Here is a 24,017-nt window from a genome sequence, read left to right as displayed (position 1 = left end):
CTGAGTAGAATGCATGTTGTAGTCTCCTTGGTTTTGTTTTTGGATCCGACGCTCGCCAGCAACTGAGATCCATTAACATCATACCAAGGAGCCTTTTTATTGTTCAAACCTCGTATTTCGTTCTACGCTCATGAATTTTGAACATTAACACAATCTTTTCAATCGTTTGTTCAACAAAACAATAATGTCATTGAAGCGCACCGCGTAAGCGAAGAAGGCTACTACTGGATAAGGGTAAGTGTCACAACAGCCATAGAATTGAATGCTTTGCTCGAAGAGCTTTTAATATACGGCAATTACAAATTAAGCCTATCAATTGGCCAAATGAAATAGGGGAATTACTAAAATACTTAAATATACTTAAAAATATCTTTAATTAACTTATAATTCATGATAATATTACTTATAAGAGGTGATGATGATGTATCAAGAAGAACGGTTACTGAAAATACTCGACTATATTAATGAACACCATGCGATGAGTGTTATGGACATCTGCTCTCTTCTAGATGTATCTAGGGATACAGCCCGAAGAGATATTGTTAAATTAGTACAAGAAGGGGTCGTTATTCGTACACATGGAGGCGTCGCTTTACCTCAATTGAAGAAGGAAATTGCCTCCTATCAGGAACGTTTAATTGACGAAACAGACAGTAAAAGTAAAATTGGGAAGATAGCAGCTAAACTAGTTCAAGATCGGGAAACAGTCATTTTAGACGTATCAACTACGGTACAGTCTGTAGCAGAACAAATTTCAGCTAAAAATATTACAGTTGTCACACATTCCATAGACATTGTAGGGATTCTCTCAGGACGGGAAGATTTGCAAGTATATGTGCTAGGTGGCTATTTACATACCAAAAATCGGTTATTATATGGACCTTCCGTCATTGATAAACTAAGAGAATTAAGAGCTGATAAGGCATTTATCGGCGCTACATCTATACGAACTGATGGGCTTTACTTTCCTTACGAAGATGATGTTTCTGTAAAAAAAGAGATGGCCCGCAGATCGGATCAGGTAATCGTCGTGGCTGATTTCACGAAGTTTACAAGCAAATCGGTTTATCGTTTAGATTTTGACTTTGTGGATATTTTGATTACCGATCAAGAGGTGCCTAACGAAATAAGAGAAGTACTCCATAATAAAAATATAGCGATTATTCAATGTGAAGAGAATGACAAATACGAGGAGGATAACAAAGATGAGTCTTAAAATTTTGCACAATGTAAACGTGATCCAACCAGACGACCTTGTTCTACCTGCCACACTTTGGATAAGAAACGGAATTATTGAAAAGCTAGAAAGTGGTCTTTCTTCTCTTCCGGAGGGCGAATATGAACTTATGGATGGACAAGGACATTTATTGATACCTGGTATGATCGACGTGCATATCCATGGTGCTAACGGGTTCGATATGATGGATGGCAGTGAGGCGAGTATTCAGGAGGTTTCGCGTGCTTGTGCTGAAACGGGCTGCACCTCATTTCTAGTTACCTCCGTTAGCTCTACAATTGAAGAATTACTAGCCATGATTCGTAGTGTGAAACGTGTAATTGGGCGTGAAGTCGGGGCCAAAATTGCCGGGCTTCATCTAGAGGGTCCGTACCTGAATCCGAAGCGTAAAGGTATGCAAAATGAACGATTTTTACGACATCCGAATCTTACTGAAATGAAAGAAATTTTTAACGAAGCAGATGGACTGATTAAGATGGTTACAATAGCCCCAGAATTACCTGGCGGGATGGAGCTCATCTCTTTTCTGAAAGAAAATGGCATTATAATCGCGGTTGCGCATTCGGATGCCACATATGAGGAAGCAAAGCAAGCCTTTGAAGCCGGAGCGAGTCACGTTACGCATTGTTTCAATGGCATGCGTCCGATTCATCATCGTGATCCCGGTCTGGTTGTAGCCGCTTTTGAAGAAGAACATGTAAGCCTCCAAGCAATTGTGGATGGTATTCATTTGCATCCTGCGATCGTTAGAATGATGCATCGTCTGAAAGGACCAGATGGCATGGTACTTATCACAGATGCTTTGCAAGCCATGGGACTAGGTGATGGGAATTATGTGTTCGGTGGACATCATGTTACTGTTTCCGACGGTGTAGCTCGACTAGAGGATGGGACTTTAGCCTCCAGTACGGTTACGATGAATGAGGCACTTCGTCTAACCGTAGAAACCGGCATTTCTTTAAAAGACGCGGTTCAAATGGCTTCAACCACACCTGCACGAATATTAAGCCTTGATAACCGAGGCAGAATCTCCACGGGCTTTGACGCTGATCTTGTCTTGTTAAATGAACAATTCCAAGTGCAATGGACAATGATTAAGGGGCATATCATCTAATGTTTGAGTAAATTCTCTCTAAGCAGGAATCATCGAAATCCTCGATTACCAATACGCATACTTCACATTAATACAATTTTCCATACATTGATTATTCGTGGATAAATAAGATTCCCCTGCAATTAACATAAGGAAAGGCAATCGAGCCAAAAATGACCGACTGCCTTCTCTGGTGCTGCAAAAGATTCAACTTTAAATCTAGTCCATGCCCAATGTAATGAATATGGTTACCATGACTCATAAATTTGTTAAGCAAAGAGCTGCCTCGCGGCCAATGTCATTTAGTTAAGGCGCGGGTTCAAATATCAAGAAAAAGAGCAGGTTATCGAAAAGATAGCCCGTTCTTTTTTTTGCACGAAGAAGAGAAGTAAGACTTGACAAGTACGTATAAATGTGTGGCGAAGCCCCTTGAAAAACGAGGAGGTTACGCCAATGAATGAGTACGCAAATTCGCTAAAACAAACGCTGACATCACTTATACGAGAAATGTCAGCCACACCAGCACCATATGTCAAAAACCCTGAGAAAGATTTTACCCGAAAGAAAAAGCTTCCCTTTGAAACGGTCATGCAACTCCTAATCTCCATGGGTGGCAACAGCATATACAAGGAGATCTTGGAATCACAAGGCTATGACGTAAATACCGCAACCACTTCTGCTTTTGTCCAGCAGAGAAATAAAATCCTGCCGTCTGCTGTGGAATGCTTGTTTCACAAATTTACGCAATCGCATACGGATATCAAGAACTACCGAGGGTATCGATTAATTGCCATTGACGGTTCGGATTTGCATATCGCAACGGACCCTGCGGACAGAGATACTTACTGTCAAAGTCAACCCAACACGAAAGGCTATAACCTTCTGCATTTGAACGCAGCCTATGACCTCTGCAACAGACTGTACTTAGATGCCAATGTTCAACCGCGAAGGTTGCGTAACGAGGGAAAGGCTCTGGCTGCTATGGTCGACCGTTCCCCCATCAAGGGCAAAACCATTGTTATTGCCGATCGAGGTTATGAAAGTTACAATAATTTCGCGCATATTGAACGCAAAGGATGGAACTATGTCATAAGAGTAAAGGATTTGGATTCGAGTGGTATTCTTTCGGGCTTGTGTTTGCCCTCTGGCGGAGAGTTTGATCGAAACATTCAACTGATACTCACCAAAAAACAAACAAAAGCGATCAAGGCTCATCCCGAGATTTACAAATACGTCCCATCCTCGTCTACCTTTGATTTTTTAGATTTGCATGAGAACTTTTTTTACCCTATTTCCTTTCGGGTTGTTCGTCTCGTCCTGCCGAGTGGAGCTTATGAAACCGTTATCACGAATCTTTCTGCTGATGATTTCCCACCCGAGGAGCTCAAGTCCATTTACAACATGCGCTGGGGCATTGAAACCTCTTTCAGAGCGTTGAAATACACCGTCGGGTTGACGAGTTTTCATGCAAAGAAACAAGAGTCCATCACCCAAGAAATTTTCGCAAGATTGATCATGTACAATTTTGTTGAAATGATGACCTCTCATGTCGTCATTTCCCAAATGGATAAACGGCACCACTATCAAGTCAATTTCACGGTTGCCGTTCATGTTTGTAGACATCTCCTGCGCTCAAGGGACGATGAACCCCCGCACGATGTTGAAGCACTGATTTGCAAAAACATTTTGCCAATTCGACCCATCCGCCCAGGACAGCAGAATACGCGCAAAATCCGTTATAAATCAGCTGTTAGCTTCGTCTACAGAGTAGCATAATTCGGCTCCATGAAAATTTTTTAAGTGGATATTCCATCCGCTTTGTTTGCTGTGCGCGTTTTTTCTTGCTTGCAAAAAAAACAAACGGCACAGGGCTTATTCCATGCCGTTCCAGATTACAATTTTATTCTCATCCTAGTTTTTGAGCGTAACTTAATGACATTGGCCTCGCGGCAGCTCTTTTGATATTGAACTATTGTTTTCCGTTAGGTTAATGATTCGAGGAATTTATAAATTACAGGTTTGTCTGGGGCCGATAATTCGTTTGGAATTTCAGAAAAGCTAAAGAATCTTAATTCTTGCACTTCGACTCCGTCTTTTTTAAGGGTTCCTTCGAAGTCGGAACATAAATAAGCGGAAACAACATTATATACTTCATCACCATGAGGATATTTATAATACAGATCTTTTCCAGAGAAGACGCTAAACATTTCAAGGCACTTAGCTTCAAGCCCTGTTTCCTCAAAGAGTTCCCTCTTAGCAACCTCCTCAAGACTTTCTCCAGGTTCCATAGAACCACCAGGTAATCCCCACAAACCATTGTCGGTTCTACGTTGTAATAATAGTCGTTGATTATTACACAATAAAACGCAAGCACCTGTCATTATAAGTGGTCTTGACCCAACTAACTTCCTTAATTCCATTATGTAACCCAATACAAAAACACCCCTTTCCAATCTGGTCGCCCACTAAAACTAAACTATATATATACTAATTTCCATTTCCATCTTCTACAATTCCGCCTGCGGATACAATATGTGTCGGAAACGCCATTTCACGACCTCCTAACACGGTTAAATTTAATGGCGGCTTTTTATTTCATTTGATCAATTAACATCAAGATAAGACAAGGCCTGCCTTCAATTCGGCTGCCTTTTTTCTCAGGCTAATACTCCAGTCCAATTTCATTGTTGCGTTAAGAATATGATTTCGAATGAAGGAAAATACTAATCAAAAATTTAATTAGGGAGTTTTTATCATGGAAATACTTAAACCCATTCAGCTTGGTTCAACTAAATCGAATATCAGTGAAAAACTAACATCAGCAGAAATGGGTAAACTTTGGGCTACATATATGGGAAACAGCATGTCAAAATGTATATTAAGCTTTTATCTTCAACACGTTGAAGACGAAGAGATCAAGACTTTATTAGAGAATGCTTTAAAATTAAGCGTAGAGTTCATGAAAACAACGAAAGAAATTTTTAAGAAAGAAAACTTCCCAATTCCTAACGGTTTTTCAGAAGAAGACGTTAACCTTGGTGCTCCTCGTTTGTTTGAAGATGTATACTATGTTCATTACTTGAAATATGCATGTAAAGCAGGAATGAGTATTTATAACGTAGCCGTACCACTTGTTTATAGGAAAGATGTAAAGGAGTTTTTTATTTATTCTATGGAATCTACCATGGCTTTGATGGGACAAATCAAAGATATATTAATGAATAAAGGATTAATCATTAAACCACCTATTATTCCAGTTCCAGATAAAGTGGAATTTGTTCATCATGGTTTTTTAAATGGTTTTTGGGGACATGTACGTCCTTTACACGCATTAGAAATTGCTCATTTATATGATAATATTGAAAACAATGCAACAAGCAAAGCATTAATCATGGCATTTAGCCAAGTAGTAAAATCGGAAAAGATTCGAAAATTGTTTATAGAAGGTAAGGATCTGACTCATAAAAGCATTGAACAATATATGGAAAAACTACATAATGAAAATCTACCTTCACCATCATTTCTTGATCATTTGGTTACAACATCAACGTTTTCTCCATTTTCAGATAAGTTAATGTTATTTCATAAGATTGATATGTTTTCAATGAAAATTAGAGCGTTTGGAAATTCTGCGGCTGTAAACGGAAGACATGATATGGGAGTCCTCTATGCAAAGTCATTAATGCAAATCTCATCATTTGTTGAAGATGCAGCGAAAATTTTGATTGATAACGGATGGATGGAGCAACCACCCTTTGCTGTTAATAGAGATAAGTTAGCGTTTGAAAAATAATCGTTATTGGTAATTAGAAAAGAACCATCCGCGACTGGATGGTTCCTAGAATTTGATACTGGTCTGTTGTGCCGGGTATAGGTAATCGACACATCCTCGATGACAAAACTTAGGTTGTTACCATTTTAGAAGTATCCTAACTTTTTTAACGCGTTATACCAAGCCAATCATTCACAAAGGCTTTGTGAATGATTCTAATTTTGATGTCAAACAACTATTTCGCTAAACTTTACTTAGTAAAATATATATAGTGGAAATATAGTTGTTTGAAATTATTCCCGATTAATTCAAATATGTATTTCTCCATGAAAATTTGTCTTCCTTAATTTCAATATAAAAACTAGGAATATTACAACACCAAAAATAATTGAAAGTATCTCTTCAAGCATATACCTCACCTCAAACATATTGAACTAAAGTTCTCCGTTAGCTTAACCTCGTCTGATGGTATCTCTGAAGATTAACAAACACTTGTTATTCTAACTGATTTACAAAATAAGTCCCGTAAGCGCTGGTATGCTCCCATCCATATTCGTGTTTCGTGTCCGTTTCTAATTGGAATCGAACCCACGACAGACCAGTAAATGTTGGCTTGTTGTGGAAGCCTTCAAAAGAAAGCAGAACCTGTGATGGATTCTCAGGATCATTAGTTATTGAAGGACTGTAGACGGTCCAGGCAGTACCGAGCATATTAATTATCTGAAGTGTTTGGAAAACAGCTGCCTCCATAGTCATATCATCTTTTAATTTACTTACAAACGTTGCTCCTAAAAGTGATGGATCCCTCTTAGATCTTTCAAATTGTTTCGACACAATTGTGTGACCTGTTCTATTTTCAATCTGACTAATAAGGCGAACTGCTTTTTCCTCATTCTTAACGTTAAAAAATGCATTCCAGATTATCTGAAATTTCATGATTACTCCTATACTTTTCGTATATTTTCAAGCAACTATATCTACATAATAATACGCCAGTGGTTATTACTATCCTGCCCGTTCGTGGCAAAGGCAGCCGTTCGTCATGCAACGCGGCAACTCTCCCTTAAACTACCCGCTAGCGGGGTTAAGAGCAACCACGCGATAACCCCTTGCTTGTTAACTATCGTTATCGCTACGATAGCTTAAATAAAACCGTTGATAGATCAAGCTTTTTGTTAATCTAAGCTTGTCAAGAATAATTTTCAAAGGAGATTCTCATGGTTTTCTAATAAAGTGGGCTTGTCCTCTCCAACTCCACGGTTTTCTTCACTTCTAGCAAATTATAGGAGAATTCCATTCTGCTATACTAGGCTTAGCTAAGAAAACAGCGCTCAAAAACAAGGAGGAGGACAACAACTATGAAATTACATCATAAATGGAGCAAACGCTTGGCAATTATGACAATTGGAGCAACCGTTGCGATCTCAGGAGGGGTAATCAGTAGTCCAAATCCTACTCAAGCTGCTACTGCTACAATAACCGCATCGACGAAAGCTGATAGTATTATTTCTTTAGGGAAAAAATATCTAGGCACACCTTATAAATTCGGTGCTAAAGTTGGACAAACACGCAATTTCGACTGCTCGACTTTAATGAAATACATTTTCGGAAAATACGGCATTAGCCTACCGCGGACAGCTGCTCAGCAATCTAAAGTCGGTAGTTATGTTTCGAAAAAAAATTGGAAGAAAGGCGACCTGCTATTCTTCTCCGTCCCTGGCAGACCAGGCGTCGGTCATGTAGGCATTTATCTTGGAAATAACAAAATGTTAAACACTTATGGTGCTGGTGGTGTGAAAATTACTACGATTAACTCCTACTGGAATTCTCACTACATGACAGCACGACGCGTGATTAAATAGTCAAAATAATAATTTTTTATCACAGAACAGTTGACGAACTATTGATCTCTTTGAGATTAGTAGTTCGTTTATTATATGTTAATCTAATAATAATGTACCAGTGAGGACATAATAAGATCGAATTTACAAACATGAGATCGTCTACTGCCACAAATATTTTTTCATGTCTCTTTCAATTTTAAAAATGTCTAAATCGAGGCTTTATTTCTTTTACTGGACGGCAACTTTGCTAATTGAGCTCTCGTTCTTTCGTTAGTGCAATAATGTAAAAAAAACAATTTACCATCCCATTTGATCCCGTAAAGCAGTTATTTGGGCAATATAATGTCGTGCATGCCAGGAAAACCTCTGTACAGCTTCATCTAAAGTCATATCCCCGTATGCTGGACTCGTAACTAATCTTTTAAAGTCCGAAGGCTTTAATCGACTTATTTTAGTGTCACAAACCTGATGTGAAGAGCTTCCAAAAGTATTATTGCAGTTTCGATCGGTGTGTTCTTACAGTCGTCCAACTCTGCCCACAGTTCTTCCCGAAATGTCCCAGCAATAGGATGTACTTCGGTTAAACCACGTTTAAATCGAAAATATGCATTCATTTCTGCATCGGCTAAATGATGAACTACTTGTTGCGGAGTCCATCCTCCTTGACAGTAAGGCGTATTCAGTTGACCCAGACTCAAACCCTCAACCGCTTGGCGAAGCTTATCAGTCAGCCCATCAATTGATTCAATGAATTGTTTTCGTTGCTCTTCGGTAGGTTCCAGCACCATTGTGAACGATCCAATCGGATAACGCAATATATCCATCATATTTCTCTCCTACTAGTTTACCAAATTATAACATAGTAAGTTGAAGACAACTGCCCGATAGATGAGTGGATCGCACAGAAAAGAAAACAAACGATGGATCGGTTCCATCGACACGCTATCGTTCCCAAGTTAGCGTATGGATTTCAAAAACCTTAGTGCGACGTTTTTAAATTCACTCTTTTTTATTTTCATTTTTGAATCATCCTCCATAAAACATCCAGAAAGTGACACTATTAAAATTAATAGAAATGCTTGTACTAAACGTATCATTTTGTGTTCTAACACCTCTATAAATTATCTAATTGCATATACTTTTATGGTTTCTTATTAGAGATACGTGTCCATTCAGCACAATAAGCTACCCGTGGCAGTCTGTTTAGGTTTGTTTAACTATCGTTTCCCGTTAGCTTAAAAATACTCCCATAATACTACAAGAATCGTATTTACACTTCTCATAATTCTTTATTTTGTTTTTATTTATTCTGACCATAATAAATCTGTCTTTCCAGACTCTTTTTGAGCTAATATTCTACCGCTATTGGCATCTCCGATGTCTTCTATTATCAATGTGTAAGGTAGCAGTAATTTCTTCCAATCATGTTCATTGGTTAATGCCGCAGAATTACTTAAATAAGATTCAACGACTTGTTTTAGACGATAGTCTGTTATTTTTGTGTGGTCAACACCTATACCCACTTTTATTAAGTTCTTATTTTGATCACTTGCTATACCAGTGCGAATGATACCTGGTTGACTGTTTAATTCCGTAGTATTTTTTACAAATAGATGGATGATTAAAGGAAATTTATTAGTGTTATTATTGTTATGATGAGATATGGAGACAAGAACGATTGTGAAAACCACTGCTTGTATTAGGGCAATAATTAATTCCTTTTTCCAATAAGTCTTCGCCCATGGACTGAACAAACGCAGCACAAGGAAACTGCCAATAAAAAAGCTTATTATATTTAAGGTAATTCCTTGCATTGATTGCCCACCTTTACTAATGATTATTAGCATCTACTATACATACAATCAATTTTTTCCATTTATAACCTAATTATTATACGTTTCCATACACTGGAAGTTGCGCTAAACTGCCCGTTAGCACAACGAGGCTGCCGATCTATATCGGCAGCCTCGTTGTGGTTGCTTAAACCAATGGGTAATCAACTACAATAACATTTTCCAATATACCATCCAGCGATTTAACAAATTCCTGATGAACGGGATGCGGACCATATGAACGCAGCGACTCAAGGTCTTCAAACGTTACCCGCAATCCGAGAGTATAGCCCTTAATATTTTCCGTTTCTTCAGTTACGTTGATGCCTGCACTTATATCAAATATCCCGGGGATACGATCCCGAAACGTTAACAATTGATCCAGCAATTCCTGTTGCTTGATTGGCGTGACATTAGTATTGAACTTGAATACAACGAGATGTTCGTACATCGCTAAATTGCTCCTTTTTAGCTTAATGTTGTGGTGCTATAGTTTGCATTAGCGGAGTGAACGACTGCCGCCCCTCTGACCTCTTCGGTGTTTAAGATTCATGTTAAATCATATCAACTTCATTAATTTCATATCGTCAGCCATACCATAATTTTGACCCAAATTTTCGTAATAGTATGTATAGTAGCAGTACCATTCCGAAAACAATGACCGTGGAGAAGATAAAATTCATCATTGAAAAATCCATGGTTATATCATTATCAAGAAAGTCTGTTTGCATTTCGAAACGATGTGGAAATCCACCCTCATATCCTGTAATTCCTGATTTTATAAGATCCTGCTTTATAAAGGAGATAGGAAATCCAAATTGAGCATTTTTCATATCTTCGTAACTTTGTACTTTGTTGGCACACCAAAAGCAGACAATAAAACTATCCCGATACTCAATAGAATCAATACACAGGATACGAACAAGGAGATAAACAGTTTTTTAGTCATACATTCCACCTTCGCATTTACTACATTCAACTTATGAGAAGCCCACTGGCAACTCCTGGTAGTAGTTCGACATTGCACTAACGTTTCTCGCAAGCGTAGTCGCCAAAGAGTTCATCGCTTGGATAAAATTCCTAATTCTGTGTAAACTATCTTCGATAAATTATGGAGGTGTTCAAGATTGGCTGATAAAGGGAAAAATGACAATGAAAACGATTTTTATGAAGGTATGGCGGAAAAAGCTGACTTTATTCATGATCGTCTAGGTGTTGAAGGACCTATCGGGTTTAACAATACTGTCGAAGAATATATGAATGATGATGAGGAGAAGAGGTAATCTTCGCTTTATTTATCTTTCAATGCTTTGATTCAACTGAAACTTACCGTTATGCTGCCTTCCCATCCTTCGTGCCAAATGGCCGGAGACGCATAAAGTTATTCAAACTTAAAGTTTATATATCTACAGCAAAAGCCACTTCTAAATTGTAGTGGCTTTTAAGCAAACAGCTAAACGTGCTGGCTGTCGTCGTGTTGTGATTAAAACAATCGTTCCCCGTTAGTGTCGTGGAAAATGAATCTTTTCTCGGTATCTTTTGCAGGATTTACAACCCCGGAATTTTTTGCGAGCCTACTACAATAGACATAAAAATATCTACGGGATCCTCACTATCCACTGCAAACCCGAACCGTTCATACAGGCGTTTAGCCGCGCTTCCTTGAAGAACATTCAGAGTAACCCGTTTTCCTACGACATAATCTTGTTTCAGGAAATAAGTTAATACTTGGCTGCCAATTCCTTTACCTTGGAAATCAGGATGGATGTAAAAATGCTCTAATAAATACCTATCAGATATCATTTTGAAAGCAATGCACCCAATAAAGTTAGACTCTGCTTTTATGATCCATGTATGATTCGGATCAAATGAATCCCGAAAACGTTGGCGAACCCTGTCTTCATTAAATCTACCTAACCTTGTTAAATCATCATGTAGTACTATTGCCCGTAAATTTGCAATTGTCTCAACATCAGAGTATTCGGACTGGTGAAGAGTAATCCGATCCATAAAGCAAAACACCTCTTTCATTAATTCAATGAATTCTTGGGCTATATTCCCATTAGCTTAGAACCATTTCTAGACATTTTTGTTACACATGCCATATCATCAAAAAACTTTCCCTTATTTATGGTACGGTTCACCGCGCATTGAGCTATCGTATCCGTTAGCTTAATCGTTAAATGGCCACAATTCATTAACTGGAGTGTTCAAACCTTCATTTTATGTTTTTAAACGCTGCAGGTCTTGTCTAGGTGGATAACCAAACATCCGGGAATATTCCCGACTGAATTGCGAAGGACTTTCATACCCAACTCGAAATGCGACATCACCGGCATCTGCTGATTCGGTTAATAACAGGCGACGAGCTTCCTGCAGTCGCAGTTGTTTTTGAAACTGAACAGGACTCATGGCCGTTATCTCTTTGAAGTGCCTGTGAAGCGACGAGACACTCATACTCGCTTTTTCCGCTAGCTCTTCAATTCGAAACGATTTATCAAAGTTATTCGTGATATGTTCAATAACCTCATTTATTTGATGGGCAGAGCTACCCTCTATAGCAAGTTGTTCGAGCCTCCCCCCATGCTGACCTTGCAAAACCTTATACAGTATCTCTTTGGTGAACAGCGGCGCAAGTATTGGAATATCCTTTGGATTGTCAAGCAACCGAGCCAACCTTGTGACTGCATCCAATAAAGATGGCTCCATTCGGCTAACAAACATACCTCGCTTTGCATGTTCTTTCGTCCCAACCCGGATTTCAGAATCACGCAAAATCTCTAAAATTTGATTCGCCATAAATTCAAGTATAAAACCCAAATACGGAACGTCGGGAGACGCTTCGGTGATTTTAGCTATAACAGGCAAGTGAACGGAAGAAATAAGGTAATCTGCAGGATTGTACTTGAAGCAATCTTCCCCCAACCAGACCTCCTTCGCGCCTTGAACTACAATGCAAAAGGAAGGTTTGTAGACTCCATGGCGTGGTACAGATCCATTAGAGTCACGTACGAAAACTAATGATGGAATAGCAGTATTGTAAACACCTTCGTTTTTAGCGTGGCGATTGATAATTTTGGCAAGTTCATTTTGCTGCATAGTGATTATTTCAGACATTTAACCATCCTCGTTCCGTCATATTTATAGTTCGATTATAGTCGTATTCTTTTGTCACATAAATAGTTGTGAGAGAATTAGGCAAACATTTGACAAGATCATTATAACGCACCCTTTTGCATTAGGTGCATAATAAAACTGTAAAAAGCTTTCTGTTTCGCGGATACATCGAGTTGATTTACACATAATACTTAAAACAATGGAGGATTTTTATGCAAAAAGTAATTTTGAACAATGGCGTTGAGATGCCTATACTTGGCTTTGGTGTATTTCAAATTGCAGATCCAAATGAATGCGAACAAAGCGTTTATGACGCTATTGTTGCAGGCTATCGTCTTATTGATACAGCTGCTTCTTACATGAATGAAGAAGCCGTGGGCAAAGCAATCAAGCGAAGTGGTTTAGCAAGAGAGGATTTATTTATCACGACAAAGCTTTGGGTGCAGGATACGGGATATGAGCGCACTAAAGAGGCATTTGAAAAATCGCTGCAAAGATTGCAGTTAGATTACTTGGATTTGTATTTGATTCATCAGCCATATGGCGATGTGCACGGATCTTGGCGTGCTATGGAGGAGTTATATCGGGAAGGAAAGGTGCGTGCAATCGGGGTTAGTAATTTCCACGAAGACCGCCTGATCGATTTGATTATTCATAATGAAATTGTTCCTGCCGTTAATCAGGTAGAAACGCATCCTTTCAACCAGCAAATCGAAAATGCAAAATTCATGAAAGAAAACAGTGTTCAGATCGAGTCATGGGCTCCTTTTGCTGAAGGAAAAAATAACTTGTTCCAAAATGAAGTATTGGTATCCATAGCTCAAAGGTATAATAAATCTGTCGCTCAAGTGGTTTTACGTTGGCTGACACAAAGAGAAGTTGTTGTAATTCCAAAGTCTGTTCGTAAAGAAAGAATTGTTGAAAACTTCAACATCTTTGACTTTGAGTTAAGCCAGCAGGATATGGAGTCGATTGCTACGTTGGATACGAAAGAGAGCCTGTTCTTCTCCCATCGTGATCCTGCAATGGTGAAATGGATTGGTGAACGTAAACTTGATATTTAACCGGTAGAAATCATCAGCTGCAGCTACTAACTAGCTGCAGCTCCTTTGGCATTTTTAGCTACCATTTGAAGAGGTTTCGTTAGCGTAAACTGCCCTTTAGTTGAACAGGCTACCGATAGATTCGGTAGCCCATTGTCATGAAGCTATAGTTTTCCGTTCGTTTAATGGAACGGCGATTTACTTTTCTCTAAACGTCAGTGCACGAAATGCAAATTTAGGTAAGATCAACTGTCGCTTCCATCGTGAAGGTTGTTGAATCAACCTGAAAAGCCATTCTATGTTTAGCCGTTTCCAACTTTCTGGAGTCTCTTTTACTTTTCCTGCAATTACATCAAGACTACCTCCAACACCAATAGCAATCTTCGCATTTAATTTTGATTTATTATTATGAATCCATCTCTCTGCAAAAGGCGCTCCAAGTGCAACCACTAATATATCAGGCTTTAGGTTTCCAATTTCTTCAATAATCTTATCTTCTTCAGTTTGCTTAAAGAAACCATGGTGCCTACCTAATATTGAAAGGTCAGGATACTTTTTGCGAATAACCTCACAGACTTTCTCATTAGTGATAGGATCTGCACCCAAAAAATAAAATGACCATTTCTTTTGGTTACCAGAATCAAGTAACCGTAACAACGTGTCGTACCCAGTAACCCTTTCTGGAAGATTTCCGCCTCTTAAACGAGACACCATTACAATTCCAATACCGTCAGCTGTAATTAGACCTGCTTCATCAACTATTGCTCGTAACGATGTGTTTTTTTGACAAGCGATGACGATCTCTGGGTTAACCGTTATTACATGAAAGAGTTCGGATCTTTTCTCTTCAATAACATCAGTAAGAACCTCTATAGTTCGGTCTAACGTCATTTTTGGAAATTTTACTCCCATTACTGTAGCGTATTTCTCCATATTGGTTTGTCACCCTCATTAAGTTTGTTTACCACATTTTAACATGGATGTCATTACCATGGTATCCTGCCCGTTAGCTGAACGCGCCCTTTTAATCTTCTCGGGAATTGGACAATGTTTTGTCATCCGACATAATTTTATCAAGGCTCTTCAATTATTTATTGATAAATGGTTCGGTTTCGCGACCCTCTTTGTCTAAATAAAGTTTATTCTTTCCGTCATCATAGCTCCAAACAAGTTTTCCATTAATCTCAAATAGGTGGATGTTTTTGAAATTTTCGTCGGAAAGATAAGTTTTATAACCTACTTTGCTTTCAATTAGATTAATAATTTCTTGGTATCTTACTGATAGTTGTTCACGATAAATTTCTCCAGATTCGCGAAAAATCACAGCAAACTGGGTTCCATTGCTATCTTGAGCTACAGAAATAAAGGGGCTTTTAAAATACGGCATTGCAACTACTTCCGTTAATTTTAGTGACTCTAGTTTTTTTTGATATCCTTCGTGCACATACAACGTATCTCCGGCGACAACATCTCCACTATTATTACTCTGGATTTTTTGATTACTGCAACCATTCAGAGTTAAGTTGATTAAACTCAAGACCACCAGTAGCATGAGTACCCCACCTTTAAATGGTTTTTTCATCGTCATTCACTCCTTTTTTACTTAGAAGAAAAACTTCTTTTTTGTTTCAATTCAACTAATCTGCCCTTTAGTTTAATAGAAAAAGGGAGCAACTGTCGCGGCGTTCTGCTCCCTAATTTTGATAGAACTAACATTATCTAACGTTTATTAACGGTTTCCATAGAGGATTAAGTTAATTGATAAGAAATAGCTGTTAAGATACAATGGCAGACAAAAAGAAAACCACTCTACGATGGTGTCGCAAGGTGGTTGAAATCAGCCAATAAGGTCGTATAACTTGTTTAATCGATTGTGAAATTCCTCTAGCTCGCCTGATGTAAACTCATATTGAAATTCATCCTTATCTGTTAATACTAAATTCTTGCTAGAAATATGACCAGACCAAATAGTTCCTTCCATCCAATCAGTCCAATTTAAATAATTTGACTGATATCCTACAAAAGTAATAGTTATTTGTTCGTCTTCTTGTACGGCTGTGAATGGATGTGAACTATTTGATATATTAGGTACTGAAGTAATTATCTCCGTTACCTCTCTGACTAATTCAGATATAGCTAGCGTACCTTCTAATACTCCATTTTGTTTAATAAATTCGATCGAATATATCTTTTCGGGAAGGAAAAGCATATATAACTTATAATCCTTCATGCATGCAACCTCCTCAGTCTGGTCTAGTTTGGTAACCCTTTAACCCAATTTATGATTTTCCCTAAGATGCCTGCTGCTGCTGCTGTACCTTCTCCAGCGGCTGCAACTGCTCGGAAACATTCGTCATCTTCCAAATTTTCATGATAATCTCCTTCTAACTGCGATATGGGTTGGAGTATCTTCTCCCATTAGCGTATCACATAACAACATTATTGGGGACGTAATTTGAACTGACTAATTACCGTGCTAAACTGCCCGTTAGCGAAATAGGCTGCCGCGATTTATTTATGCGTCAACCTGGTTTAGATGCTTATTGAACAAACGTTCTGTGTTAGCGGAACTCATCAAGTGCTACATTACATTCTTGTTAAAAAAATATGATCAGTTACTAATCTTCGTGGCAATGATTAACCCAGTAGACCAATTTAGTTTTGTAATTATTAAATCCAATCGATTTTCCAAACTTCTTACTAATTCCTCCATTTTGGGATCATCATCATCTTCATCTACTGGAAGCAAATCGTCTATTACATATAGCCCGCCTATATTTAATAATTCTAAGGTTTCATTTAAATATGTATATTTACCTGGATATGTATCAGCGAAAATGATATCAAACCTTTGATCGTATGTTTTCGTTATATACTCACCAGCGTCGCCTAAATAGAATTGCACTCTTTCATCCACACTTAGGTATTTCTTTGCTATGTCTTGCAATTTTTCATCGAATTCGACCGTTATAAGAGAGGATTTAGAATCCATACCAGCAAGAATATAAGCTGTAGAGCTACCAACCCCTGTACCTAATTCAAGAAATCGTCCGTTTCTTTTGGATGCTGCTAAAGTCATTAATAGTGAACCAGTATGACTATCACATGAAAGATTAAATCCAATATCATTTGCCTCGATTAATATTTGGGTAACGACGCTATTTTCAAGATTGTTTTCCATGAACTTAGTTTTTATCATATACTTCCCCTTTTACTTATGGTTAGGTTGTTTACTACCATAACATATTTTTATTCAACAGAAATACCTACTCTACCATCGTAGAAGTTGCATACTAAGTGTCAGTTTTCATTAATGAAAAAGGAGTTGCTGCAAATCATCTCCCTTGTACCGTTACTTTAATAAATCAAATGAGGTGTTGCCGCTAAGCAAGCACCTCCTCTATAGTTTTCTTGTTAGCGTTCCCTCGAACTACCCAGTAATGTATGGTTGTTGTATTCCTCTTTCGGGCATTCAAAAAGCAGGTATTCACACCATCACTCCATTCATGCACCCGCTGCATTAATCGGTTTGCGAAACAAGGAACGGTAGGTCTCGCTGTTGTGCCATAAATACTCATGCTTACCCTGATCTTCCACTTCTCCATTATTAATCAGAATGATATGGTCCGATCCAATGATCGAAGAGAGCCGGTGTGCGATGATAATCATTGTCCTATCGCCGGCTAGCTGATCAATCATGGAATGAATTTCTTTCTCCGACTCATGATCCAACTGCGATGTTGCTTCGTCAAAAACAATGATCGGCGCACCACTTAGAATGACGCGAGCCATTGCAAGCCTTTGCTTCTGACCGCCGGAAAGTTTAACCCCCTTCTCGCCAATCAAGGTTGAGTACCTATCCGGTAGCTTGCTGATAAACTCATCCATATAAGCTTTCCTGCATGCTGCCATCACTTCATCGTTACTTGCCGAAGGATTAGCCAATCGAACGTTATCGAGAATGGACATATTGAATACGGCAGGATCCTGCATGACGGCGCCGATTGCACGGTGAAGCTCTACCGGTCGGATGAGCCGTGTATCCGTATCATCAACAACAATTCGTCCTGACTCTTGCTCATATAGGCCTAACAGTAGCTTAATCAGTGTACTTTTTCCAGAACCACTTCTTCCGATGATGGCCACCTTTTTACCTGCAGGAATATGGAAGGACACCTGCTTAACCGCCGTTTCGTTCGCTTCTTCGTATGTAAAGCTAACCTTCTCAAACGACACGCTTCCATTCTCCAATTTAAAGGGAAGCGTACTCGTTATTTCTTCATCCTGCCCTCTACAAACATCACTCACTCTCTCCAAAGAAGGGATATCGCTGGCGAATTGCATATCAAGATCATTGATTTTCGCCATTTCCGTGAAAAACTGCTCATAATATTTCATGAATACGAGCAGTGTCCCGATCGACATTTCACCGTAGATAATGAGCAGTCCTCCAACAAAATACAAATTCATCCGTGTAATAAAAAAATCTTTGATAGCTTGGAATGTCCGATTACCATACCAAAATAGATGCTTTCTGAAGAATGCTTCGCTTAGTTGATGCCAATATTCAGTGAATGTAAGTGAGCTTCTCTTTTCTAACCCACCTGCTTTAATCTCCTGCCATCCTCGAAGTGAATGTTGCAACCAACCTTGATATTTCCCGTCTACTTCCCGATAGTTTTCTGCTGCTATTTTGGCTCCCTTGCCTAACCAGCGCGTCATCCAAAAGGAAAGAGGTACCATCAGCATGCCGAATAAAGCAAGCTTCCAATTAAAAGTAAACATCATGAAGCCGCTTACCAGAACAAAAAGCATACTATAGCTGTATTCTAAGAGGTAAAGCTTAGCAAACCGATCCACAGCTTCAACATCACCATCAATCCGATTTTTCAAATCTCCGGCATTCATCTTTTCGTATCGGCTAAGCGGTATGCGGGAGTAATATTTCCATATGGTACTGCGCAAAGTAAACGATAATTTATTCGTCAGCGCATTCCCACTCTTGGCATAGAGAGCCATAATGAAGCTTTCAATTACATAGATACCTATATACCCAAGACAAACATAGAGTAATAATTGCGATTTCTGAGCTACCATTACATCGTCGATCAATACCTTGAAGAGAAGTGGAGAGGTTAGCCCCAACAAAATCAACCCTATTTTGAGCGTAAGTAGTAGGAGAAGGAGGGATTTATGCGGTTTCAGCTCACGTGCAAAGGCCTTTAACCACTTCCGCCGGTGGCTTACTACATACAACTTCATATCGAAGCGACCTCCCTATGCTCTGAATATTGCTCCTCGAATAGTTTCCTATATGTACTGCTGGAATTAAGTAATTCCGTATGATGTCCAAACGCGACTATCCGTCCTTCTTCGAGAACAGCCACCCGGTCTGCATCCAAAATGGTCGAAAGTCTATGGGCAATGATCATTGTCGTTACCTGCCCGCCATTTTCTCTCCAGCCCTGTCTAACAGCTGCTTCCGCCTCTCCATCCAACGCTGACGTCGCTTCGTCAAACACGAGTATGCCCGGCTTTTTTATGAACGTTCTTGCGATGGCGATTCTTTGTTTTTGCCCACCAGACATCTGAATACCTGAACCTCCAACTATCGTGTCGAAGCCACGGGGCAAACTTCTAAATAGCAGCACGGTCACAAGCCGCCCAAAGTGCAGCATCACTAACCGACTTGCTTCCCCATCGCAAGTTATCGCGGATCGTACCTTCGAAAAGCGTAGGTTCCTGCAACGAAACACCAATTTGCTGACGTAATGAATACAGGCTGCACGCATCAATCGGCGTACCATCAACAAGAATGCGACCTTCCGCTGGCTCGTAAAACCGTAACAGCAAAGAAACCAACGTGCTTTTCCCCGAGCCGCTTCTCCCAACGACAGCTATCGTTTCGCCACCTTTTATCCGAAAGCTAACGCCATCCAAAACAGGTGTATCCGAATGATATTGAAAAGTTACCTGTTGAAACTCGATAGCACCCTCCGTTATAAACAGTGGTTTGCCGCTGCTTCTACGTATGTCTTCTTCCTCTTCGGCCAATAAGTGGAACATCCGCTCAAGTGAGATTTTATTTTGTTGCAGCCGTCCATTAGCACCACTCATGTTTTTCAACAGTCCGTTGGCCCGAGAGAAATACTCGATCATAGCGATAAACCCGCCAACTGTAAGTTGTCCATGAACAATGAGCAGGCTAGCAGCCGTATACAGTGCCAAATCGGAGCACAATGTAATCAAACTAACAGCTCGCTCGGATACATATTGAACGCGACTAATGCTGTTATTGGATCGGATGAATTCAATTACTAGATGAACAAACTGCCTAGACGTATAATTTTGAGCAGCTAAAAGTCGAATGTCTCGCATGCCGGATAGCATCTCTACACACCAACTCATAAGCTTACCGTAATTAGAACGCTGGGTGTTCATCCCCATTTTCATTTTCTTACTGAAGAGTAACGTGGTGACTACAACGACAGGTATCACGATCACCATCATCAGTCCGATATAGATGTTGATATAGAATACGAAAATAATTGCAGTCAATAGACGGAGTACATTAGCCGACAGGTAAAAGATATTCCAATGAATCAATTCCATGACTTGACTAGCATCTCGATTAATAATCGTCATCAAATCTCCCGTCTGGCTTCCATGGTAGAAGGGAGCTTTCAGGGATAACATTTTGTCATATAGCTTTTTTCGGATATCAAAAGAGAACCGGGTAACCAAGTACGACCAGACACTGTTCAAGGTTAGATGAAGACCTTGTTCGCCAAGATAAATCATCCCGTAACCGATAACGATAACCTTTAGAAAAGCCAAATTGCGGTGATAGAACACTTCATCGACTAGCAAACCGAATATATATGGATAAAGCATACCGATTACAGAAGTTACCAGTACACAGATAAACAAATTCAGAAAGCTCCATTTATATGTCCGAATAATCGGCCACAATGCCTTTAGATATATCCAAACATGCGGTTGCTTCATTGTCTGACCTCTCCCGAATAAAACAATCGATCTTTAACCTTTTGTTTCCCAACTGGCAGTTCTACATGTACATTTCTTTCATTAGAAGCTAGCTCCAGTTGATCTTTCAACCACTCTTCATGACTCACGACAATCCTAACCGTACGGCTACTGTCCGCCTCGGTTTTAATACTTGTTATTATACCTTCATAGCGATCCCCGCTTTCTTGTACAAACCAGGTTACTCGATCGCCGATGTTTACTTCTGTCTGTTTGTCAGGGATGGGTACAACTATATCAACTTGACTTTCTACAATCGAGATCATTCCCTTTGCCGAAATATATTGACTGACAGAAACGCTATTCACAAGATAAATAAGACCACAGACGAGAAAACCAATAATAAGAATTGCAGCTATTGGCGATTTAATAAAAACAGTAAAATACAGATGCCAAAACCTCCTTGTCATCCTCTCTCCTTCACATCCCTTTACAAAATAATATAAAAATGTACCTTTTTTTCTAATATCTACAATAAATAAAAAGCTGCCTGTTGGTTGAATTAATATTGATAAATGATCCTCAATAGCAGAAAAACGGAGTATTAATAAGCAGTTCAATGTTTCAGCAACCACATTTATGGTACGTGCAGCTTGTATCCATTATGCTTTTCTGCCTGATACTTCAATGACAACGGCAGCCGATTCGTGTGCCAGCTACCGTCATGTAGTGATTGAGCTATAATTCCTCGCGGAAGTCCCCAATAACCATTGTCTGAACGACGATATAATAATATATGATGTTTTTCATTAAAGACAAAAGCCCCTGCTATCACCATAATTATTTTCGTTTGACCAACTAGTCGCCGTAAATCTTGAATGTAATCTGCCATTGTTACCCCTCAATTCATAGACTAAGTGACCTAATTATATGCTTCTTATTTTTGGTTATAAATGGAATTTTATGACTTAAATATGGAGTTTTGTAATTCAGCAAATCTGCCAGTAACTTCAGCAAAAATAGGGATCGTCTGACTACGCGGCAGCAGACGATCCCTCTATTTAAGTAACGTTCCTCTATAGCTTAATCCGTTATTTACTACTTCGTACTACTTCTCCAAATAATTTTGGTTTATTAATTTCAAACTGTTGAATTAAAACTTCGCCAAAGATGCTAATTGTTTGTTCCCATGGATGCCCTAAATATCCCCATTTGAAATCTTTATTAATAAATAGATAATAATCACCATCTGGGTAAAAGGAAATAGTACTCGGTGGACCCAAATGGGGATTATATTGAAACGATTCGTGTTGCCAGTCTAAGGCATAAAGATATTCATCAGGTTCAGTTACTAATTTAAGGCATGCAACGCAATTTCTCTCTAAATCGTCTATGTCGTCATCCGTATAACTAGTCAATTTATAAGTAATATATGGCGATGGTAAACTAAAGGAAGGCCAATCGCTACTATGAACACTTGGTTTAAAATTGAAATGTTTATAAAATTTATCCCATACTAGCCGATAAAGTTCATTTGATAAAGGAACCCAATTGTCCATTAGTACACCTCGGATATACTCGTCATTTAAATCCCAGATCAATACTAACATAATTTGTGCAACTTTAATGGGTCTATTTTCCACTCTTCTGCCCGTTTTTTAAGAAAAGGCAGCCGATCCAATTGTATCAGCCGCCTACTCTTCTTGTTATTGAACTCTCATTATCCGTTAGTGCAATATAGTACAACATGAGCATGATGAGAAACACATGCGTAGCGTTTGGGGTAACAAGTTATTTTTTCTTAACCGGAATCCAAATCTCCCCAGACACATACCCTGCCGTTCCATAATACATTTCAAAGGTAGGGCCTTCAACCTGTTCGTATTCCGATGTCGGAAACCATTCGGAATAAATCCTTCCCCATAACTTAATTAAATCACATTGCGGTTCTGGGAAAATCGCCCACGTTAGTGCCGGGACAGAAAGTTTTGTAAATCTCTCCGGAATTTCAAGTCCTCTTGGTAAGAAATAGCTCACCATGTATTTAAAAGATGTTCCAGTATGATCATATAAGGCAGCGTGCAAGATGGTGTTACTAAAACGTCCCAATAATCCATTCATCCCTTCAACACTTCCATCTACATCACATTGTTGACGGAACTGAGCAACTTCAGCATATACTTTTTGGGGATCAGAATTGACCATACCATATGCTCCAAACATCTCAAAAGGACCTTTTTGTTCGATGCGGTAATTCATTTCGACATCTCCTTTTATTGAAATATGGAAGGACATTCGAGGATAGGCTTTTAGAGTAACACCTTTATCGCGCGCAGATATTGGCATTATCCCATGAAGATTCTTGAACGCCCGTGCAAACGCTTCTGGCGAATCATATCCATATTTCAAAGCTACATTAATAACCTTTGCATCTGTTGTCTGTAGTTCAAATGCTGCCAATGTCAACCGCCTACGTCGAATGTACTCAGATAACGATACCCCAGTAATAAAAGGAAACATTCGTTGAAAATGATAAGTAGAGCAACAGGCTCTCTGCGCTATTTCATCATATGAGATATTGTCCGCTAGGTTTGTTTCAATATATTCCATGGCGCTTTTCATCCTATCCAACCAATCCATCGTTTTCCCTCCCTTCAAGATAAATTTTATCTCAGTTCAAAAGTGAATACCGTGCATTTTCTGCACCAAAATATCAGGATATCGATGATAACTATAATTCTCCTCTTATTCCGAATAACACTTTAGCAATACTGTCCCCTCAGCGTGGAAACGGCAGCCGAAAGTACTGGCTGCCGTTGTGTTGTGCTTGAACTATAGGTTGCAATAGGTAAGCCTTTGATGTGATCTCCAGCTTTTCCCCTGCGCCACACCGGACGTGCCAGTTTCCCGGCATCCGGCGTTCCCTCTAACTGACTTTACTAGATCATAAGATTGGAATAGGTAAGACTTTGAAATAATCTCCGTCTTTTCCCCTCCGCCACACCGTGCGTGCGACTTTAACCGCACACGGCGTTCTATCTTCTACAGAGTCGTGTTAATAGCTTCCAAGTTACTCATTTTGCGATATTGGT

General features: G+C 39.2%; 25 protein-coding genes. 7 read left to right on the top strand and 18 right to left on the bottom strand.

Annotated features, from left to right (window positions below; genetic code table 11):
- Positions 1–415 precede the first annotated feature (415 nt).
- The 3 genes from AB4114_RS07390 (at position 416) to AB4114_RS07380 (ending at position 4,106) form a co-directional block, all read left to right on the top strand.
- The gene (locus tag AB4114_RS07390) at positions 416–1,216 is read left to right on the top strand and encodes a DeoR/GlpR family DNA-binding transcription regulator (RefSeq protein WP_441987874.1); all 801 of its coding nucleotides are present in this window, start codon (positions 416–418) and stop codon (positions 1,214–1,216) included.
- Entirely contained in the window at positions 1,206–2,351 is a 1,146-nt protein-coding gene (nagA, locus tag AB4114_RS07385; RefSeq protein ID WP_441987873.1) for an N-acetylglucosamine-6-phosphate deacetylase, read from the top strand. The genes AB4114_RS07390 and nagA overlap by 11 nt, the downstream gene beginning before the upstream one ends.
- 432 nt (positions 2,352–2,783) lie before the next feature.
- Positions 2,784–4,106 (top strand): IS4 family transposase, encoded by a 1,323-nt coding sequence (locus AB4114_RS07380; RefSeq protein WP_441987872.1) that lies wholly within the window; start codon positions 2,784–2,786, stop codon positions 4,104–4,106.
- Positions 4,107–4,312: 206 nt separating this feature from the next.
- On the opposite strand, the gene AB4114_RS07375 is transcribed toward AB4114_RS07380, so the two are convergent.
- Positions 4,313–4,762, bottom strand: coding sequence for an NUDIX hydrolase (locus tag AB4114_RS07375; protein ID WP_441987871.1), 450 nt, complete (start codon positions 4,760–4,762; stop codon positions 4,313–4,315).
- A gap of 323 nt (positions 4,763–5,085) precedes the next feature.
- Here AB4114_RS07375 and AB4114_RS07370 point away from each other — a divergent pair, with 323 nt between their 5' ends.
- Positions 5,086–6,123: a DUF3231 family protein gene (locus tag AB4114_RS07370; RefSeq protein ID WP_441987870.1), complete on the top strand. Its 1,038-nt coding sequence runs from the start codon at positions 5,086–5,088 to the stop codon at positions 6,121–6,123.
- Positions 6,124–6,597: 474 nt separating this feature from the next.
- On the opposite strand, the gene AB4114_RS07365 is transcribed toward AB4114_RS07370, so the two are convergent.
- Entirely contained in the window at positions 6,598–7,038 is a 441-nt protein-coding gene (locus tag AB4114_RS07365) for a hypothetical protein (RefSeq protein WP_441987869.1), read from the bottom strand.
- A gap of 422 nt (positions 7,039–7,460) precedes the next feature.
- On the opposite strand from AB4114_RS07365, the gene AB4114_RS07360 reads away from it, so the two are divergent.
- A complete protein-coding gene (locus AB4114_RS07360; RefSeq protein WP_441987868.1) occupies positions 7,461–7,964 on the top strand; it encodes a C40 family peptidase in 504 nt (167 codons plus the stop codon).
- Positions 7,965–8,392: 428 nt separating this feature from the next.
- Here the strand turns inward: AB4114_RS07360 and AB4114_RS07355 are convergent, their stop codons facing one another.
- The 3 genes from AB4114_RS07355 to AB4114_RS07345 form a co-directional block, all read right to left on the bottom strand.
- On the bottom strand, positions 8,393–8,773 hold the full coding sequence (locus AB4114_RS07355) for a DinB family protein (RefSeq protein WP_441987867.1): 381 nt from the start codon (positions 8,771–8,773) through the stop codon (positions 8,393–8,395).
- 477 nt (positions 8,774–9,250) lie between these two features.
- A complete protein-coding gene (locus tag AB4114_RS07350) occupies positions 9,251–9,760 on the bottom strand; it encodes a hypothetical protein (RefSeq protein ID WP_441987866.1) in 510 nt (169 codons plus the stop codon).
- A gap of 166 nt (positions 9,761–9,926) precedes the next feature.
- Positions 9,927–10,229 carry a Dabb family protein gene (locus tag AB4114_RS07345; protein WP_236291356.1) on the bottom strand — a complete coding sequence of 101 codons (303 nt, stop codon included), beginning with the start codon at positions 10,227–10,229 and terminating at the stop codon, positions 9,927–9,929.
- A 676-nt stretch (positions 10,230–10,905) separates the two neighbouring features.
- Between AB4114_RS07345 and AB4114_RS07340 the strand changes: the two genes are divergently transcribed.
- The gene (locus AB4114_RS07340; protein ID WP_441987865.1) at positions 10,906–11,061 is read left to right on the top strand and encodes a hypothetical protein; all 156 of its coding nucleotides are present in this window, start codon (positions 10,906–10,908) and stop codon (positions 11,059–11,061) included.
- A 265-nt stretch (positions 11,062–11,326) separates the two neighbouring features.
- Here AB4114_RS07340 and AB4114_RS07335 read toward each other — a convergent pair whose 3' ends face one another.
- Both AB4114_RS07335 and AB4114_RS07330 read right to left on the bottom strand, forming a co-directional pair.
- On the bottom strand, positions 11,327–11,788 hold the full coding sequence (locus AB4114_RS07335; protein ID WP_441987864.1) for a GNAT family N-acetyltransferase: 462 nt from the start codon (positions 11,786–11,788) through the stop codon (positions 11,327–11,329).
- 213 nt (positions 11,789–12,001) lie between these two features.
- Entirely contained in the window at positions 12,002–12,895 is an 894-nt protein-coding gene (locus AB4114_RS07330) for an AraC family transcriptional regulator N-terminal domain-containing protein (protein ID WP_441987863.1), read from the bottom strand.
- 212 nt (positions 12,896–13,107) lie between these two features.
- Here AB4114_RS07330 and AB4114_RS07325 point away from each other — a divergent pair, with 212 nt between their 5' ends.
- A complete protein-coding gene (locus AB4114_RS07325; protein ID WP_441987862.1) occupies positions 13,108–13,959 on the top strand; it encodes an aldo/keto reductase in 852 nt (283 codons plus the stop codon).
- A 177-nt stretch (positions 13,960–14,136) separates the two neighbouring features.
- On the opposite strand, the gene AB4114_RS07320 is transcribed toward AB4114_RS07325, so the two are convergent.
- The 11 genes from AB4114_RS07320 to AB4114_RS07270 form a co-directional block, all read right to left on the bottom strand.
- Entirely contained in the window at positions 14,137–14,871 is a 735-nt protein-coding gene (locus AB4114_RS07320) for a WecB/TagA/CpsF family glycosyltransferase (RefSeq protein WP_441987861.1), read from the bottom strand.
- A 154-nt stretch (positions 14,872–15,025) separates the two neighbouring features.
- Positions 15,026–15,520 carry a hypothetical protein gene (locus AB4114_RS07315; RefSeq protein ID WP_441987860.1) on the bottom strand — a complete coding sequence of 165 codons (495 nt, stop codon included), beginning with the start codon at positions 15,518–15,520 and terminating at the stop codon, positions 15,026–15,028.
- Positions 15,521–15,775: 255 nt separating this feature from the next.
- Positions 15,776–16,168, bottom strand: coding sequence for a hypothetical protein (locus AB4114_RS07310; protein ID WP_441987859.1), 393 nt, complete (start codon positions 16,166–16,168; stop codon positions 15,776–15,778).
- A gap of 381 nt (positions 16,169–16,549) precedes the next feature.
- A complete protein-coding gene (locus AB4114_RS07305) occupies positions 16,550–17,137 on the bottom strand; it encodes an O-methyltransferase (protein ID WP_441987858.1) in 588 nt (195 codons plus the stop codon).
- 305 nt (positions 17,138–17,442) lie between these two features.
- Positions 17,443–19,200, bottom strand: coding sequence for an ABC transporter ATP-binding protein (locus AB4114_RS07300; RefSeq protein ID WP_441987857.1), 1,758 nt, complete (start codon positions 19,198–19,200; stop codon positions 17,443–17,445).
- A complete protein-coding gene (locus AB4114_RS07295; protein ID WP_441987856.1) occupies positions 19,197–19,589 on the bottom strand; it encodes an ATP-binding cassette domain-containing protein in 393 nt (130 codons plus the stop codon). Before AB4114_RS07295 ends, AB4114_RS07300 begins: the two co-directional genes overlap by 4 nt.
- A complete protein-coding gene (locus tag AB4114_RS07290) occupies positions 19,576–20,946 on the bottom strand; it encodes an ABC transporter ATP-binding protein (RefSeq protein ID WP_441987855.1) in 1,371 nt (456 codons plus the stop codon). The genes AB4114_RS07295 and AB4114_RS07290 overlap by 14 nt, the downstream gene beginning before the upstream one ends.
- The gene (locus AB4114_RS07285) at positions 20,943–21,395 is read right to left on the bottom strand and encodes a hypothetical protein (RefSeq protein ID WP_441987854.1); all 453 of its coding nucleotides are present in this window, start codon (positions 21,393–21,395) and stop codon (positions 20,943–20,945) included. The genes AB4114_RS07290 and AB4114_RS07285 overlap by 4 nt, the downstream gene beginning before the upstream one ends.
- 167 nt (positions 21,396–21,562) lie before the next feature.
- Positions 21,563–21,817 (bottom strand): hypothetical protein, encoded by a 255-nt coding sequence (locus AB4114_RS07280; protein ID WP_441987853.1) that lies wholly within the window; start codon positions 21,815–21,817, stop codon positions 21,563–21,565.
- 199 nt (positions 21,818–22,016) lie between these two features.
- Entirely contained in the window at positions 22,017–22,484 is a 468-nt protein-coding gene (locus tag AB4114_RS07275; RefSeq protein WP_441987852.1) for a DUF2716 domain-containing protein, read from the bottom strand.
- Between the two features lie 232 nt (positions 22,485–22,716).
- Positions 22,717–23,565: an AraC family transcriptional regulator gene (locus AB4114_RS07270; RefSeq protein WP_441987851.1), complete on the bottom strand. Its 849-nt coding sequence runs from the start codon at positions 23,563–23,565 to the stop codon at positions 22,717–22,719.
- Positions 23,566–24,017 lie beyond the last annotated feature (452 nt).

The organism is Paenibacillus sp. 2RAB27 (genome assembly GCF_052115445.1).
GTDB lineage: Bacteria > Bacillota > Bacilli > Paenibacillales > NBRC-103111 > Paenibacillus_E.
This window is presented reverse-complemented; position numbering and strand designations above follow the sequence as displayed.

Excerpts from the sequence above, each read along its gene's own strand:
- AB4114_RS07350 (WP_441987866.1), bottom strand. The coding sequence starts at position 9,760 with ATGCAAGGAATTACCTTAAATATAATAAGCTTTTTTATTGGCAGTTTC.
- AB4114_RS07310 (WP_441987859.1), bottom strand. The coding sequence starts at position 16,168 with ATGAAGGATTATAAGTTATATATGCTTTTCCTTCCCGAAAAGATATAT.
- nagA (WP_441987873.1), top strand. The coding sequence starts at position 1,206 with ATGAGTCTTAAAATTTTGCACAATGTAAACGTGATCCAACCAGACGAC.
- AB4114_RS07370 (WP_441987870.1), top strand. The coding sequence starts at position 5,086 with ATGGAAATACTTAAACCCATTCAGCTTGGTTCAACTAAATCGAATATC.
- AB4114_RS07365 (WP_441987869.1), bottom strand. The coding sequence starts at position 7,038 with ATGAAATTTCAGATAATCTGGAATGCATTTTTTAACGTTAAGAATGAG.
- AB4114_RS07300 (WP_441987857.1), bottom strand. The coding sequence starts at position 19,200 with ATGAAGTTGTATGTAGTAAGCCACCGGCGGAAGTGGTTAAAGGCCTTT.
- AB4114_RS07280 (WP_441987853.1), bottom strand. The coding sequence starts at position 21,817 with ATGGCAGATTACATTCAAGATTTACGGCGACTAGTTGGTCAAACGAAA.
- AB4114_RS07360 (WP_441987868.1), top strand. The coding sequence starts at position 7,461 with ATGAAATTACATCATAAATGGAGCAAACGCTTGGCAATTATGACAATT.
- AB4114_RS07325 (WP_441987862.1), top strand. The coding sequence starts at position 13,108 with ATGCAAAAAGTAATTTTGAACAATGGCGTTGAGATGCCTATACTTGGC.
- AB4114_RS07290 (WP_441987855.1), bottom strand. The coding sequence starts at position 20,946 with ATGAAGCAACCGCATGTTTGGATATATCTAAAGGCATTGTGGCCGATT.
- AB4114_RS07355 (WP_441987867.1), bottom strand. The coding sequence starts at position 8,773 with ATGATGGATATATTGCGTTATCCGATTGGATCGTTCACAATGGTGCTG.
- AB4114_RS07335 (WP_441987864.1), bottom strand. The coding sequence starts at position 11,788 with ATGGATCGGATTACTCTTCACCAGTCCGAATACTCTGATGTTGAGACA.
- AB4114_RS07285 (WP_441987854.1), bottom strand. The coding sequence starts at position 21,395 with ATGACAAGGAGGTTTTGGCATCTGTATTTTACTGTTTTTATTAAATCG.
- AB4114_RS07390 (WP_441987874.1), top strand. The coding sequence starts at position 416 with ATGATGATGTATCAAGAAGAACGGTTACTGAAAATACTCGACTATATT.
- AB4114_RS07330 (WP_441987863.1), bottom strand. The coding sequence starts at position 12,895 with ATGTCTGAAATAATCACTATGCAGCAAAATGAACTTGCCAAAATTATC.
- AB4114_RS07380 (WP_441987872.1), top strand. The coding sequence starts at position 2,784 with ATGAATGAGTACGCAAATTCGCTAAAACAAACGCTGACATCACTTATA.
- AB4114_RS07320 (WP_441987861.1), bottom strand. The coding sequence starts at position 14,871 with ATGGAGAAATACGCTACAGTAATGGGAGTAAAATTTCCAAAAATGACG.
- AB4114_RS07275 (WP_441987852.1), bottom strand. The coding sequence starts at position 22,484 with ATGGACAATTGGGTTCCTTTATCAAATGAACTTTATCGGCTAGTATGG.
- AB4114_RS07305 (WP_441987858.1), bottom strand. The coding sequence starts at position 17,137 with ATGATAAAAACTAAGTTCATGGAAAACAATCTTGAAAATAGCGTCGTT.
- AB4114_RS07345 (WP_236291356.1), bottom strand. The coding sequence starts at position 10,229 with ATGTACGAACATCTCGTTGTATTCAAGTTCAATACTAATGTCACGCCA.
- AB4114_RS07315 (WP_441987860.1), bottom strand. The coding sequence starts at position 15,520 with ATGAAAAAACCATTTAAAGGTGGGGTACTCATGCTACTGGTGGTCTTG.
- AB4114_RS07270 (WP_441987851.1), bottom strand. The coding sequence starts at position 23,565 with ATGGATTGGTTGGATAGGATGAAAAGCGCCATGGAATATATTGAAACA.